Origin of the sequence: Corynebacterium oculi, assembly GCF_001412105.1 — a bacterium.
GTDB lineage: Bacteria > Actinomycetota > Actinomycetes > Mycobacteriales > Mycobacteriaceae > Corynebacterium > Corynebacterium oculi.
The window spans coordinates 509,780-523,062 of the sequence record NZ_LKST01000002.1 but is presented as its reverse complement, the minus strand read 5'-3'; the positions used below and the strand labels follow the sequence as shown (position 1 = coordinate 523,062).

The window sequence follows — 13,283 nt, the reverse complement described above, 5'->3', positions numbered from 1 at the left end:
CCGTATGAGAAAATGCGCTGGTGGCCAAGCAGCAGATGAATACAGTCCAGGGCGGTAAACACCGCCGCTCCGGAGGGGCGGCCAAGGCCCCCAAGAAGTGGTCCACTGCGGTTTCCACTATCTCCGCAGTGATGATGACGCTGGACATCACCATCGTGCTCGTGGCCCTGCCGGCCATCTCGGAGGATCTGGGCCTGACCCTCTCCGGTGGCCAGTGGGTGATTAACGCCTACTCCCTGGCCTTCGCGTCCCTCATGCTCAGCGTGGGTAGCATCTCGGATCTCATCGGGCGGCGCTCCATCTTCCTCATCGGGCATGTGCTGTTCCTGGGGGCGTCGATAGCCTGCATGTATGCGGACTCGGAGGCCATGCTGATCGCGGCGCGGGCGGTGCAGGGGGCCGGCGGCGCGCTGGTGTTTGGCACGTCGGTGCCGCTGCTCTCCGACGCGTTCGCGCCCGCGGAGAAGGAGGAGCGCACCAAGGCCATCGCGATCCTGATGGGGCTCTCGGCGGCCGCCTCGGCGGTGGGGCCGCTGGTGGGCGGCGCGCTGGTGGAGAACGGCCAGTGGGAGTGGATCTTTGCCATTAATATCCCCATCGGGATTTTTGTGCTGCTGGCCACGCTCTTTTTCATTCCGGATCTGCACAAGCAGGCGCGCGAAGCCGGGAACACGGAGATGCCGCCCATCGACGTTCCCTCCACGATCATCGCGGCGGGAATGCTCTTTAGCCTCAACTACGGCATCATCTCCGGGCCGGAGCGCGGGTGGACGGACTGGCTGGTGATCTTAAGTTTCGCGGCGGCGTTGCAGCTGGGCGTGATCCTCGCGTGGATTCAGACGGCCAAGGGCGATAACGCGATGATTGATATTCGCCTCTTCCGCATTCCCTCCTTTTCCACGGTGGCCTTTTCCGCCTTCGCCGCCCGGCTTTTTAGCTTTGGCATGATGCCGTTTATCGTGCTGTGGCTCTCCGGCCACGTGGGCCTCTCCGCCCTGGAGGTGGGGTACGTGTCCACCACCCTGGCGGGGCCCATCGTGCTCTTCTCGGCCGTGGGGCTGGCCCTGGGCAAGGTCATGCGGCTGAGTTTTGTGCAGGCGCTCGGCATGGTGATCGTGGCCGGCGGCCTGCTGCTGGGCCTGATGGTGCAGCCGGATTCCAGCTGGCCGGCCCTGGTGCCCTCGTACGTGGTCATCGGCATCGGCACCGGCATCATGCTGCCGCACCTGATGGATCTGGCTGTCTCCGTGGTGCCCCGGGAAAAGACGGGCACTGCTTCTGGCATCGCCAATACCTCCCTGCCGCTGGGTACCAGCTTCGGCGTGGCGCTCTATGGCGCGTACCTGGCCAACCACATTGAGGACGGCATGGAGGGCGCACCCGAGCAGATCATCACCGCCACGGAGGGCGGCCGCTTTGACCTGGTGGATCAGTACGCCCCGCAGCTGGGGGATCTGGCCCGGGAGGTGTTCGTGGAAGGGCTGCACGGCATCTTCATCATGGCCGCGATCTTCGCGGTGGTGGGGGCGGTGGCCTGCCTGGCCTTCATTCGAGAGAAGGATATTCAGAACTCCGGTGACACCGAGGCGGATATTCCCGTCCCCGAGGGCGTCGATAGCCTTCCCCCCGCCCCCGCCGTGCCGATGTCCGCGCACCCCGTGGGCCGCGCCGAGCTGGTGGCCCGGGCGCGCCAGCGCCTCAATAATTCTCGCGGCGTTTGATCCACCCGATCACCGCGTAGGTGATGGGGAGCAGCAGCACCTCCAGGGCGGTCTTCCACGCGAAGCCCACGATCAGGTAGTTCAGCCCATCGCCCCAGGTGGTGATGCCGATCACCGGGGCGGCGATCAGGCAGAACAGCAGCGTATCGCCGAACTCGCCCACCACGGTGGAGCCGAGCAGCCGCGCCCACAGCCGCCGCTCCCCGGTGCGGCGCTTCAGCGCCACCAGCACATAAGAATTGAGCAACTGCCCCACCAGGTATCCCGCAAGGGAGGCGAGCACGATCTGCGGCACCAGGCCGAGCACCAGGGAAAACTCCTCCTGGTTCTCATAAAAATCGGCCGCCGGGAGCGCGATGGCGATATAAAAGGACGCCACCGCCAGCAGAGTCACGGCAAAACCCGTGAAGATCGCGCGCCGCGAGGCCTTGAAGCCGTAGCATTCCGCGAGCACGTCGCCAAGCACGTAGGCGAGGGGAAAGAGGAAAAACGCGCCGTCCGTGATGAGCGGCCCGAGCGCAACGCCCTTGGTGGCGGTGATGTTGGAGATGAGGAACACCGCGACGAAAAGCGTCACGATCACCGGGTACAGGGAGCGCTGAATGGGAATGAATCTGGCTTCCGTGGAGTTTGTCACGGCTTACATGCTGCCATAGGGGTGCCACCGGCGGAGGATATGTGGCCTGGGGTGGGGTAGCGGCACCCCTTGGGGTGGTGCGGGTGGGCGGCGGCCGTAGGGGTGCCATTGGGGCGCTTATCGACGCCCGACCCCGCCAACGGCACCCCAACGGCAGGAGAGGCAGGAGAAGCAGGCGAGGCAAGAGCGAGGCAGGAGGAAAAGGAGGGAAACGTATCCTTGGCCGTATGGCAGCAGACGAACCACAGCCGGGCCCCCTGGAGCACCATGAGCGCGGAGCGGGGCGGTACGCGCCGTCGCCAAGCGGAGACCTGCACTTTGGCAACCTGCGCACGGCCGTGCTGGCGTGGCTGTTCGCGCGGCGCACGGGGCGGCGGTTTTACCTGCGGGTGGAGGACATTGACACGCAGCGTTCCTCGGCGCAGAGCGCGCTGCGCCAGATCGAGGATCTGGTGACGCTAGGCCTGGACTTCGACGGCGAGCCCACCTACCAATCCGATAACACCAGCGCCTACGAGGCCGCTCTGCGGGCGCTCATGGAACGCGGGCAGGTGTTCGAGTGCTACTGCTCGCGCAAGGACATTCAGGAGGCCGCCCGCGCCCCGCACGCGATCCCCGGCCGCTACCCCGGCACCTGCCGCGACCTACCGGAGGCGGAACGGGACCGCCGCCGCGCGGAGCTGATGGGGCAGGGGCGGGCCCCGGCGCTGCGGCTGCGCGCCGAGGCGACGCGGTGGCGGGTGCGCGATGCCCTGCTGGGGGACTACACCGGCGAGGTGGATGATTTTATCCTCCGGCGCGGCGGCCAGCAGCCGGATTGGGCGTACAACCTCGCGGTGGTGGTGGACGACGCCGCCGCAGGCATCGACCAGGTGGTGCGCGGCGACGACCTCGCCGCCTCCTCGCCCCGGCAGGCCTACCTCGCGCACCTGCTGGGGCTGCCCACCCCCGGCTATGCGCACGTGCCGCTGGTGCTGGGGCCGAGCGGGAAGCGCCTGGCCAAGCGCGACGGCGCCGTCACGCTCCGGCAGATGCTTGCCGACGCCCCCGTGGCCCAGGTAGTCGCGCGCCTCGCGGCCTCCGTGGGGGTGGAGGGGTGCGACTCTTTGCCGGGCCTGCTGGAGGAGTTCGACCCGGAGGGGCTGCCGAGAGGGGCGTGGGTGTTTAAAGATTAAGTGTGCCCGATCTGGCCGTAAAACCCTGCTTGAGCAGGGAGCTTTTCCTACTAGCGTCGCTCGTGGCTCATCCCGGCCGTGACTCAAGGTCACTTGAGTTTATGTGGTGCAGGGCATCGGACACGTAGACCACTGTACAGGATGCAGAGGCATGAGTTATACTCATAATCGAGTAACGCTTGTAGGATATTCTTTTTTCAGAGAATTTTTACAGGAGATGAATCGTGATTTTGCTTGTGATCCTTCTGGTGGCCTGTTGGTGCGTGCTCCGGTTTGGACGGAGAGGTGGAAAGGCTCTATGTGTGTTTCTTTCGTCGAGTTGTCTGCGGTTGTTTCCGGTGGTTGATGGAGGGGTCTTGGTGGTCGAGGATGTGAACGTATGCGCGGGTCTTTTCTGCGGTTCGATCAGTGTATAATGTGCTATGGATCATAATACTATAATGAGTGTGGGGTTTTATGGTGATTGTTGATGGGAAAGAGGGGTTCTCTTCGTTCGTTGAGGTTCTCTGGGCCAAGTCCGGGGACGAGACCGGTTGGTTGCCCCTCTCTCAACACATGGTGGACGCTGCCTGCGTGGCCGCATACCTCTGGGACGTGTGGTTGGCCGATTCGGTCAAGGGGTACATCGTCTCCAAGACTGGCCTGGATAAAACGGAGGCAAAGACGCTGGTCACCTGGCTCGCGGGTCTGCATGATGTGGGAAAGGCCACAGCTCAATTCCAGTGCCAGATCGAGTCCCGCCCGGAGCATGCCTACATCGTGGAGGGTGTACGCGAGGCGTTCCCGGTCACTCAGCGCCTCACGCAGGAGAAACTGCGGCACGAGTTGGCCTCGGAGGTGATCCTGAAACGCTGGCTTAGGGGGCAGGGCCTTAAACCCAAGGCGGCTCTCTCCTTGGCCCAGGTGACGGGCGCGCATCACGGCAAGGCCACCGATCCCGTGGTGGTGTCCCGAGCCGAGGATCTGATAGACGAGCACGCCGAGCCCTGGCATCAAGCGCATGCGGAACTCATCGCCATGATGACGCAGTTCACGGGCATGACACCGGAGTTGTTGCAGAGGCTCCAGCGCCTTCATGCTCCCGTTCAGCAGCTCCTCACCGGCCTGGTCATCATGGCGGATTGGATCGCCTCCAACTCCGATGCCTTTCCCATGACCATCTCCACCACCCAGGAGGAGCGCACCCGCCTGGGCATGGACGATATTGCGCTCACTCCTCCGTGGCGGCCGGAATCCCCGGATGATCTCAGAACGCAGGAAAATATTGACGCCTACTATCGCCGGATTTTCGGGTGGCCGGAAGAGTTCGGGGCGCGCCCGATTCAGCGGGCGGTGGTGGAGGCCCTGCGCGAGGTGCAGGGGCCGAGCTTGATGATCGTGGAGGCCCCCACGGGGGAGGGTAAGACGGAAACCGCGTTGGCTGCCGCGCAGATCATCGCGGGGCGCACGGGCGCGCAGGGGGTGGTGTTCGCCGCGCCCACGATGGCCACGGCGAACGGGCTTTTCGAGCGTGTGCTGGAGTGGGCTCAGGGCGCGGCCGCGGGGGAGGTGGCCTCCATGTATTTGGGTCATTCTAAGAGCAATCTCTCCGAGGCGTATCGGAATATCGGGGAGGATCGCCGTGAGGCACATGACGCGGTGGTGGCTACCCAGTGGTTGCGCGGAGCCAAGCGCGGGGTGCTCTCTAACTTCGTGGTGTGCACGGTGGATCAGGTGCTCATGCTGGCATTGCAGGCCAAGCACTCCATGCTGCGCCACCTGGGCCTGGCGGGCAAGGTCATCATCGTGGACGAGGTTCACGCCTATGACGCCTACATGGGCTCCTATCTGCACAAGGCTCTGCAATGGCTGCGCCATTATGGGGCTTCGGTGATCCTCATGAGCGCCACCCTTCCGGTGGCGCAGAAGGCCGCCTTGGTGCGGGCCTATGGTGGTGACGGGGCGGAGGGTACGGCCTATCCGCTGCTCACGGTCGTCGATAAGCGGGGCACGCGGGAGGTGAAGGTGCCTGCACGGCCCACGGAGCTGCATGCGCGGGTGGAGTTGCTTGCCGACGCCCCGGAGAACCTCGTTTCGCTGGTGGCAGGCGGCGGATGTTCGCTGGTGGTGTGCAATACGATCCGGCGCGCGCAGGAGACGTATCGTCTGCTCAACGGGCATTTCCCGGGCGAGGTGGAGCTGCACCACGCGGCTTTTATGGCCTCGGATCGCGCGGCCAAGGAGGATGCCCTGCGCGCGGCGCTGGGGCCGAGGGCGCAGCGCGGCGCGGGACGGCCGGAGCGCCGCTGCGTGGTGGCCACGCAGGTGGTGGAGCAGAGCCTGGATATTGACGCGGACGTGCTGGTCACGGACATCGCCCCGATGGATCTCCTGATTCAGCGGGTGGGCCGCCTGCATCGGCATCGCCGCCCGCCGGAGGATCGGCCCGAGCACCTGCGGGAGCCGCGCGTGTTTATCCGAGGGGTGGAGGAACGCGAGCCCGTGCCGCGCTTTGAGCGTGGCACCGCCGCGATCTACGATCCCAAGGTTCTCCTGGCCACGATGGCGGTGCTGGAGGAGCGGGTGTTCTCCGAGGGGCTGCGCCGCCCCGATGACATCGCGCCGTTGGTGCACGCCGCCTATGCCGAGGGCAGGGAGGTGCCCGAGGCTTGGCGGGAGGAGTGGGAAAAGGCGCAGGCCAAGAGCGAGGAAGCAAGAGAGCGCTCCGAGCGCAGGGCCGCCACCTATCAGATACCGGATTGGCGGGTGGCCGCGAAGTTCTCCTCCCTTTTTGAACGCTATTCCGATCAGAGCAAGGCGCGCGCGGGGGAGGAGGCCGGGGCGGCGCAGGTGCGCGACGCCGACCCGAGCGTGGAGGTGATCCCGATCGTGAGCGGCGAGTACGGGTATCGGCCCCTGGGATACGAAGGCGCGCCACTCACGGAGGGGGCTACCCCCGAATACCCCCTGGACATGCGGTTGGCCTGTAACACCGTGAGATTGCCTAGCCGATTAACCCAGCGACAGGACGATTTCGAGCGCGTGATCACCCAACTGGAGGAGAGTACCCCGGCTGGTTGGGCGGAGAGTTACCTGCTCAAGGGGCAGGTGGCGCTGGTGCTTGACGAGAACCACGAGGTCACCCTCAACGGCACCAGGCTGCGATACTCCCTGGAGCTGGGGCTAGAGCAGGTACGAGAGGAAAAATGATGGCATTTTCGCTAATCGACGCCCCCTGGATCGTCTGCGTGCGCCGCGACGGCACGCAGGGGCTGATGAGCCTGCGCCAGGTGTTCGACGGCGCGGCGGACGGCAAGAACGCCGTGGTGGGGTTGCGCGGAGATTCCCCCGCGCAGGATTACGCCGTGCTGCGCCTGCTCCTGGCGATCTTCTGGCGGGCCCACAGCGTGGAGCTGCGGCGCAATCAGGATAGCGTCTACGAGCACGACGAATGGTTCCAGGAGGCCTGGGAGGAGGCCACCTCCGGCGCGGCGGACACCACCGTGCTGGATTACCTGGAGCAATACCGCGAGCGCTTTGACCTGCTGCACGCAGAAACCCCGTTCATGCAGGTGGCGGACCTGCACACGGAAAAGGGTGCTCGCCTGGAAGCGCGCCGTATCGTGCCCGAGGCGGAGGACGAGTACTTCACCATGCGCGCGGGGGAAGCGCGCGGCACCTTGAGCTTTGCCGAGGCCGCCCGCTGGCTGATCCACACCCAGGCCTATGACTACTCCGGCATCAAGTCCGGCGCGGTGGGCGATCCCCGCGTGAAGGGCGGCAAGGGTTATCCCATCGGCACCGGGTGGACGGGGAGCACCGGCGGAACGGTGATCGTGGGTTCCACCCTGCGCGAGACGCTGGTGCTCAACACCACCTCGGATTGTTTGGTGAACGAGCTTGATGCGGATCGCGCTGCCTGGGAGCGCCAACCGGATACCGCCGCGCAGCGCAAGCCCGAGGCGGAGGCCGTGTACCCCACCGGGCCAGCTGACCTAGCCACCTGGCAGGCGCGCCGGGTGAGGCTCTTCCACGACGGCGATCGGGTGACCGAGGTGCTGGTGAGCAACGGCGACCGCATACCAGAAGCCGGGGCCAACATCATGGACGATCCCATGACCCCGTACCGCTACAGCGCCAACAAGTCCAAAAACGGGCATGACGTGTACTACGCGCGCCCCTTCGATACGGATCGCACGATGTGGAAGTCCCTGGAACCCCTCCTCGCGCTGGAGGGAGATCCCGGATTCACGGACAAGAATAAGGCCCCCAAGCGCCCCCGGAACCTTACTCAATTGGCGGAGTTGCGCAACCTTGAGGTGGTGCCCGAGTGGGCGAATATCCAGATGGTCTCCGTGGCCTACGGGCCGCAGGCCTCCTCCATCGCGGAGGTGGTGGCCAGCACCATCGAGATCCCGGTGAGCCTGCTGCGCGAGGAAGCCCGCCGCCAGCGCCGCTTGGTGCTGGACAACGCCCAGGCCACGGTCTCGGCCGCCGTGGCTTTGGGCTCCTTTGCCGGGCAGTTGAATACCGCGGCGGGCGGGGAGCATGAGTTCCAGCCTGCCCCCACGGATACCCTACTTAGCCGCCTGGAACTGCCCTTTAGCCGCTGGCTGGCGGGGCTGGATGAGAAGAAACTAGAGGATCACGCCCGGCAGTGGCAGGGCTACGTGCGGGGGCGGGTGCTTGCGGAGGCGGACGTGCTACTCCGGGGGGTGAGCCCGCAGGCGCTGGTGGGAAGGGAGAAGGCCCCGGCCTCCGAGAACGGCACCCCCTACATCGAATCCGCCGCCACGGTGTTGCGCCGCCTGTATAAAAAACTCGACGAGGCCCTGCCCGCCACCGTCCGGGAAAAGAACAAAGAGGGAGAAGAGGAATAAATGGATAATTTGAAAGAAACCGTGGGCACCACCGCGTGGAGATTACAAACGAGGGTGCTCGGGGCCCACGGAGAACGCGAACAGGCCCGCGCCCGTGGTGAATTGGCGGAGCTGCGACGCAGTGTGGGCCGCCCCATAGAGAGTGATCCCCTGGGTCTGGCCAGGGTCATCGAGGCTCTGGAACCGCCGCTGGATCAGGGGCTGTTGGGGGCGGGGGACGCCGCCACGGCGTCGGAACGCGCCGCGTATCACGCTCTCACCCTGTTTGCTTGGCACATGCAGAGCGCACGGGAACCCATGCACGTGCCGGATCGCTCCTTCGCGGGGGCGTGCGGGGTGCTGTACCGGCTGTACCGGCGCACGGACTCCGATTCCTTCAAGCCGCGCTTTGACGCGATGGTCCTGACCTCCTCGGCGCGATCCCGGTTGCAGCGCATGAGGGAAATGATCGCCCTGCTGCGGGGCGAGGCCCTGGGCTTCCACTACGGCCAATTCGCCGCCGACCTGCGCGCCCTGGACAATCCCGAGCGCTACAAAAAGGTGCTGATGCGCTGGGGCCGGGACTTCGCCCGGATCCCGGCCGATACGCCCGCCACCGAGTCCTAAAAGGACCCCTAAAAACCGAGAAAGGAAAACCCCATGTCCATCACCATCGATATTCACGCCCTGCAATCTCTCCCGCCCAGCCTGATTAACCGCGATGACACCGGCGCGCCCAAGTCCGCGATCTTCGGCGGCGTGCCGCGCCAGCGGGTGTCCTCCCAGTCCTGGAAGCGCGCGATCCGCAAGGACTTTGAGGAGCACTGGGATGCCTCCCGGGTGGGGTACCGCACCAAGCGGGTGGTGTCCAAGATCGTGGACGCGATCCAGGCCCAGGCGGGGAAGGAGGAGTGGCCGGATGACCGCGCCGCGGCCGCCGTGGAGGGCGTGTTCAAGACCCTGAAGATCAAGCTCACCGAGCCCAAGATCGACCCGGAGGATGCGGACCCCGAGGAGCGCAAGCGCCTGGCGGAGACCGGCTATCTGCTCTTTGTGAGCCCGCGTCAGGTGGAGAACATCGCGGCGGCCATCATCAAGGCGGAGGAAGAGGGCACCAAGATCAGCAAGAAGGCCGCCCAGGCCCTGCTCAACCAGGAGCACAGCGTGGACATCGCCATGTTCGGCCGCATGGTGGCAGACGATGCCGCCTATAACGTGGACGCCTCCGTGCAGGTGGCTCACGCCCTGGGGATTCACGCCTCCGAGCCGGAGTTTGATTACTTCACCGCCGTGGACGACCTGGTGGAGGATAACAAGGAGACCGGGGCGGGCATGATCGGCACGGTGCAGATGATGTCCTCCACCCTGTACCGCTTTGCCACTATTAACCTCGACTCCCTGGCGGAGAACCTGGGGGATCGTGAGGCCGCCGTGACCAGTTCCGTGCAGTTCCTCAAGAGCTTCGTGGAGTCCCTGCCCACAGGTAAGCAGAACACCTTCGCCCACAACACCCTGCCGGAGCTGGTCTACGTGGTGGTGCGCGATACCCGCTCGGTGTCCCTGGTCAATGCCTTCGAGGAGCCGGTGGTGGCCAGCGCCACGGAGGAAAACGCCGCGGGCCGCCGTGCGGAGGGCGCCGCCCGCCTCGCCCAGGAGGCCCGGCAGATCGAGCTCACCTATGGCTTCAAGCCCCTGGCGGCGTATGTGATGGGCCTGGGCGATCTGGCGGACTCTTTCCAAGACATCGCCCAGAAGGTCACCCTGCCGGAGCTGGGCGATTCCCTGCGCGCGGCGCTCACCGCCGCCGAGGAGGCTTAATGCCTTCCACCCTGCTCTTAAGGCTCAAGGGTCCCATGCAATCCTGGGGCGATCGCAGCCGCTACAAGATCCGCGCCACCGGCCAGGTGCCCAGCAAGTCAGGGGTGATCGGGCTGCTGGCCGCCGCCGAGGGGCGCAGGCGCACCGATCCGGTAGCGGACCTCGCCAAACTTAGCTTCGCGGTGCGCGTGGATCAGCCGGGCAACCTCCTGCGCGATTATCAGACGGCGCAGCGCTGGCAGGAAAACCCCAAGGCCCAGGCGAGCCTGGTTACCCGCTACTACCTCAGCGACGCCCTCTTCGTCGCGGCCGTCGAAAGCCCGCGCCGGGAGGTGCTGGAGGGCCTGGAGGAGGCGCTGCGTCGCCCGCGTTTTCCCCTGTTCCTGGGTAGGCGATCCTGCCCCGCCCCGCCGGACTTGGTGATCGAGATTAAGGATGTGGGTGCTATGGACGCGTTGCGCGAATTGAAGTGGCAGGCCAATAAAGCACACCGTGAGCAGCGCGGCCCCGAGGTTGTTCTGCCGATCTTCCGCGACGGCCTGCCCACCGAGGCCGGGGTGCAGCGTCAGGACGTTCCTATTTCCTTTGCCCAGGAGCACCGCCAGTACACCTGGCGCACCGTGGTGGAGGAGGAACTGCGTTTGGCTAACCCCGATGGCACCTCCACGGACCCGTTCATGGAGGCGGTGATGTTCGCGTGACCACCTTCACCAAGGTGCTGCTCAACCCGCAGCGCCGGGGCGCGCGCACCCTGCTACTCAACCCACAGGCCATGCACGCCGCCGTGCGCTCGGCATTCCCCCCGGACATCTCGGAGGAGGCCGCCCGCGTGCTGTGGCGCGTGGACCATCGAGGCCACGAGCACACGCTCTACATCGTGGGTCCGGAGAAACCGGACGCCGCGAACATCGTGGAGCAAGCGGGCTGGGATACCCGCCCCGCCCAAAGTGCCGATTACGCCCCCTTGCTGGGGAAACTCCTGCGTGGGCAGCAGTGGCGCTTCGAGCTGGTGGCCAACCCCGTGAAGTTTGACCCCGTGCCCGGCAAACGCGGGCGGATCACCCCGTTGGTGGGGCAGGGGCAGATGGAATGGTTGCTTAAGCGCGCCCCGGAGGCAGGTTTTAAGCTTATCGACGCCGCTACCACCGGCCAGGAGAACCTCCGCTTCCGGCGCGGCAGCGGCAAGAACCACGTGAGCCTGCGCACCGCGCGCTTCAGCGGGGTGTTGGAGGTTGAGGATGCGGATAAGTTGCGTAACACTCTGACCCACGGCATCGGGCGGGCGCGCGCCTATGGTTGCGGCCTGCTCACCCTCGCCCAGCCATGACCAACCCCGGCGAGGTGCCGCTGGAACGGCAGGAACTGGCCCGCATGGAGGATCGGCTCTGCTTCCTCTATGTAGAGCGCGCCACGCTCCACCGCGCCGATAACGCACTGACCATCACGGATAAACGCGGGGTGGCGCACGTTCCCGCCACCGCCCTCGCCGTGGTGCTGCTGGGGCCGGGCACCCGCGTCACGCACAAGGCCATGGCCCTGCTTGGCGACGCCGGGTGCTCCACAGTGTGGGTGGGCGAGCGCGGCGTACGCTACTACGCGCACGGGCGATCCCCCGCCAAGACGGCCCGCATGGCTCAACTCCAGGCGCGAATAGTGAGCAACCAACGAACCCGCCTGAACTGCGCCCGCGCCATGTACGGCATGAGATTCCCCGGCGAGGACGTAACCGCCATGAGCATGGCGCAACTGCGCGGCCGCGAGGGCGCGCGCATGAAAAAGATCTATGCCGCCGAGGCCACACGTACCGGAGTGGCCTGGAACAGGCGCAACTATGACCCCACTGATTTCGCCTCGGGTGACCCGATCAACCGGGCCCTCACCGCCGCGAACGCCGCTCTGTATGGCATTACCCACGCAGTGATCGTGGGGCTGGGCTTCATCCCGGGGCTGGGCGTGGTGCACACCGGCACCGACCGCTCCTTTGTGTATGACATTGCCGACTTATACAAGGCTGAGATCACCATCCCCGCTGCCTTTGACGCCGTGGCCGCTGCTTTACAGGACGGCGGTAGCGCTGAGCTGGACCTAAGCGGGGACGTACGCCGCCGCGTTCGCGACAGCGTAGTCCGCCTGCGACTCATGGAACGCATAGTCAAAGACCTCTACGCCCTCATGGGAGTCACGGAAAAAGAAGACCTCCTAGATGTGGAACTCAAGCTCTGGAGCGAGCTAGAGGTGATCGCCGCCGGGGTGAACTGGGGAGAAGTAGAGGAATACCCATGATGATCCTCGTGGTCACTGCGTGTCCTGCGGGCTTGCGTGGCGACCTCACCAAATGGTTACTGGAGATCGCACCCGGAGTATTCGTAGGGCGACCCACCGCGCGACTACGCGACCAACTCTGGGACCACACCGTGGCGCTGGTGAAAGACGGAAGAGCCCTGCTGGTGTACCAGACCAACAACGAACAGGGAATGGAATTTAGGAACCACCGCCACGACTGGCAACCCACAGACTACGAGGGACTGACCCTGATGATGAGGCCGCACACCAAACCGCCGGAGAATCGGAGACGAACGGGGTGGAGCAAGGCGCGGAATATGAGGAGGGCGCGGAGGTAGGTGGGGATCGTGGTTTTTTGGGGAGTGATGGTGTGGGGTGGGGAAGTTATAGCTAGAATGAGGAAACGGCTCTTATTTTTGCTGGTCAGCAAGAGTGTTCCCCGCGCTAGCGGGGATGAGCCTCCTTCTCGTGGGTACAACGGCGCGTGGCAGGCGTGTTCCCCGCGCTAGCGGGGATGAGCCGTTCGCGCCAAAGCGATCCACCAGGGCCTTAAGGTGTTCCCCGCGCTAGCGGGGATGAGCCGTCCTCAGCTGCATCAAGCCCGCCCGTGCTGCCGTGTTCCCCGCGCTAGCGGGGATGAGCCCGTTGATATACGTGCGCGTCAACCACGACGGAGGTGTTCCCCGCGCTAGCGGGGATGAGCCGCCGCAAAGAAGAACGCTGTGGCGCAGGGCCGCGTGTTCCCCGCGCTAGCGGGGATGAGCCCACCTGATCGGCCAACCCGCCATAGTTCTTGACGTGTTCCCCGCGC

12 protein-coding genes and 1 CRISPR repeat array (1 of these 13 cut by a window edge) are annotated in these 13,283 nt (G+C 65.5%); of the genes, 11 read left to right on the top strand and 1 reads right to left on the bottom strand.

Annotated features, from left to right (window positions below; genetic code table 11):
- The first annotated feature begins 35 nt into the window (after nt 1-35).
- Nucleotides 36-1,721, top strand: coding sequence for an MFS transporter (locus tag Cocul_RS06490; RefSeq protein ID WP_245622124.1), 1,686 nt, complete (start codon nt 36-38; stop codon nt 1,719-1,721).
- On the opposite strand, the gene Cocul_RS06485 is transcribed toward Cocul_RS06490, so the two are convergent.
- Nucleotides 1,699-2,358 (bottom strand): queuosine precursor transporter, encoded by a 660-nt coding sequence (locus tag Cocul_RS06485; protein WP_055122462.1) that lies wholly within the window; start codon nt 2,356-2,358, stop codon nt 1,699-1,701. The genes Cocul_RS06490 and Cocul_RS06485 overlap by 23 nt on opposite strands.
- A 227-nt stretch (nt 2,359-2,585) precedes the next feature.
- On the opposite strand from Cocul_RS06485, the gene gluQRS reads away from it, so the two are divergent.
- The 10 genes from gluQRS to cas2e all read left to right on the top strand — a co-directional run bounded on the left by gluQRS (nt 2,586) and on the right by cas2e (nt 12,810).
- Entirely contained in the window at nt 2,586-3,533 is a 948-nt protein-coding gene (gene gluQRS / locus Cocul_RS06480; RefSeq protein WP_055122461.1) for a tRNA glutamyl-Q(34) synthetase GluQRS, read from the top strand.
- Between the two features lie 151 nt (nt 3,534-3,684).
- A complete protein-coding gene (locus Cocul_RS12320) occupies nt 3,685-3,879 on the top strand; it encodes a hypothetical protein (protein ID WP_150114399.1) in 195 nt (64 codons plus the stop codon).
- A gap of 110 nt (nt 3,880-3,989) precedes the next feature.
- Nucleotides 3,990-6,722, top strand: coding sequence for a CRISPR-associated helicase/endonuclease Cas3 (locus Cocul_RS06475; protein WP_069723583.1), 2,733 nt, complete (start codon nt 3,990-3,992; stop codon nt 6,720-6,722).
- On the top strand, nt 6,722-8,392 hold the full coding sequence (casA, locus tag Cocul_RS06470; protein ID WP_055122460.1) for a type I-E CRISPR-associated protein Cse1/CasA: 1,671 nt from the start codon (nt 6,722-6,724) through the stop codon (nt 8,390-8,392). Before Cocul_RS06475 ends, casA begins: the two co-directional genes overlap by 1 nt.
- Complete coding sequence (gene casB, locus Cocul_RS06465; RefSeq protein WP_055122459.1) at nt 8,393-8,998, top strand: type I-E CRISPR-associated protein Cse2/CasB; 606 nt, start codon at nt 8,393-8,395, stop codon at nt 8,996-8,998.
- A gap of 33 nt (nt 8,999-9,031) precedes the next feature.
- Entirely contained in the window at nt 9,032-10,189 is a 1,158-nt protein-coding gene (gene cas7e, locus Cocul_RS06460; protein ID WP_055122458.1) for a type I-E CRISPR-associated protein Cas7/Cse4/CasC, read from the top strand.
- Nucleotides 10,189-10,890 (top strand): type I-E CRISPR-associated protein Cas5/CasD, encoded by a 702-nt coding sequence (gene cas5e, locus Cocul_RS06455; protein WP_055122457.1) that lies wholly within the window; start codon nt 10,189-10,191, stop codon nt 10,888-10,890. The genes cas7e and cas5e overlap by 1 nt, the downstream gene beginning before the upstream one ends.
- Nucleotides 10,887-11,516, top strand: a complete 630-nt coding sequence (cas6e, locus tag Cocul_RS06450) for a type I-E CRISPR-associated protein Cas6/Cse3/CasE (RefSeq protein WP_055122456.1) — start codon at nt 10,887-10,889, stop codon at nt 11,514-11,516. The genes cas5e and cas6e overlap by 4 nt, the downstream gene beginning before the upstream one ends.
- Nucleotides 11,513-12,472, top strand: a complete 960-nt coding sequence (gene cas1e, locus Cocul_RS06445) for a type I-E CRISPR-associated endonuclease Cas1e (protein ID WP_055122455.1) — start codon at nt 11,513-11,515, stop codon at nt 12,470-12,472. The genes cas6e and cas1e overlap by 4 nt, the downstream gene beginning before the upstream one ends.
- Nucleotides 12,469-12,810 carry a type I-E CRISPR-associated endoribonuclease Cas2e gene (gene cas2e, locus Cocul_RS06440; protein WP_055122454.1) on the top strand — a complete coding sequence of 114 codons (342 nt, stop codon included), beginning with the start codon at nt 12,469-12,471 and terminating at the stop codon, nt 12,808-12,810. The genes cas1e and cas2e overlap by 4 nt, the downstream gene beginning before the upstream one ends.
- Before the next feature lie 94 nt (nt 12,811-12,904).
- Nucleotides 12,905-13,283: a CRISPR direct-repeat array (repeat unit 28 nt; unit sequence GTGTTCCCCGCGCTAGCGGGGATGAGCC); it runs 504 nt beyond the window's last position.

Bases quoted from the DNA above. Each gene is read 5' to 3' on its own strand.
- Cocul_RS06490 (WP_245622124.1), top strand. From the start codon at position 36: ATGAATACAGTCCAGGGCGGTAAACACCGCCGCTCCGGAGGGGCGGCC.
- gluQRS (WP_055122461.1), top strand. From the start codon at position 2,586: ATGGCAGCAGACGAACCACAGCCGGGCCCCCTGGAGCACCATGAGCGC.
- Cocul_RS12320 (WP_150114399.1), top strand. From the start codon at position 3,685: ATGAGTTATACTCATAATCGAGTAACGCTTGTAGGATATTCTTTTTTC.
- Cocul_RS06475 (WP_069723583.1), top strand. From the start codon at position 3,990: ATGGTGATTGTTGATGGGAAAGAGGGGTTCTCTTCGTTCGTTGAGGTT.
- casA (WP_055122460.1), top strand. From the start codon at position 6,722: ATGGCATTTTCGCTAATCGACGCCCCCTGGATCGTCTGCGTGCGCCGC.
- casB (WP_055122459.1), top strand. From the start codon at position 8,393: ATGGATAATTTGAAAGAAACCGTGGGCACCACCGCGTGGAGATTACAA.
- cas7e (WP_055122458.1), top strand. From the start codon at position 9,032: ATGTCCATCACCATCGATATTCACGCCCTGCAATCTCTCCCGCCCAGC.
- cas5e (WP_055122457.1), top strand. From the start codon at position 10,189: ATGCCTTCCACCCTGCTCTTAAGGCTCAAGGGTCCCATGCAATCCTGG.
- cas1e (WP_055122455.1), top strand. From the start codon at position 11,513: ATGACCAACCCCGGCGAGGTGCCGCTGGAACGGCAGGAACTGGCCCGC.
- cas2e (WP_055122454.1), top strand. From the start codon at position 12,469: ATGATGATCCTCGTGGTCACTGCGTGTCCTGCGGGCTTGCGTGGCGAC.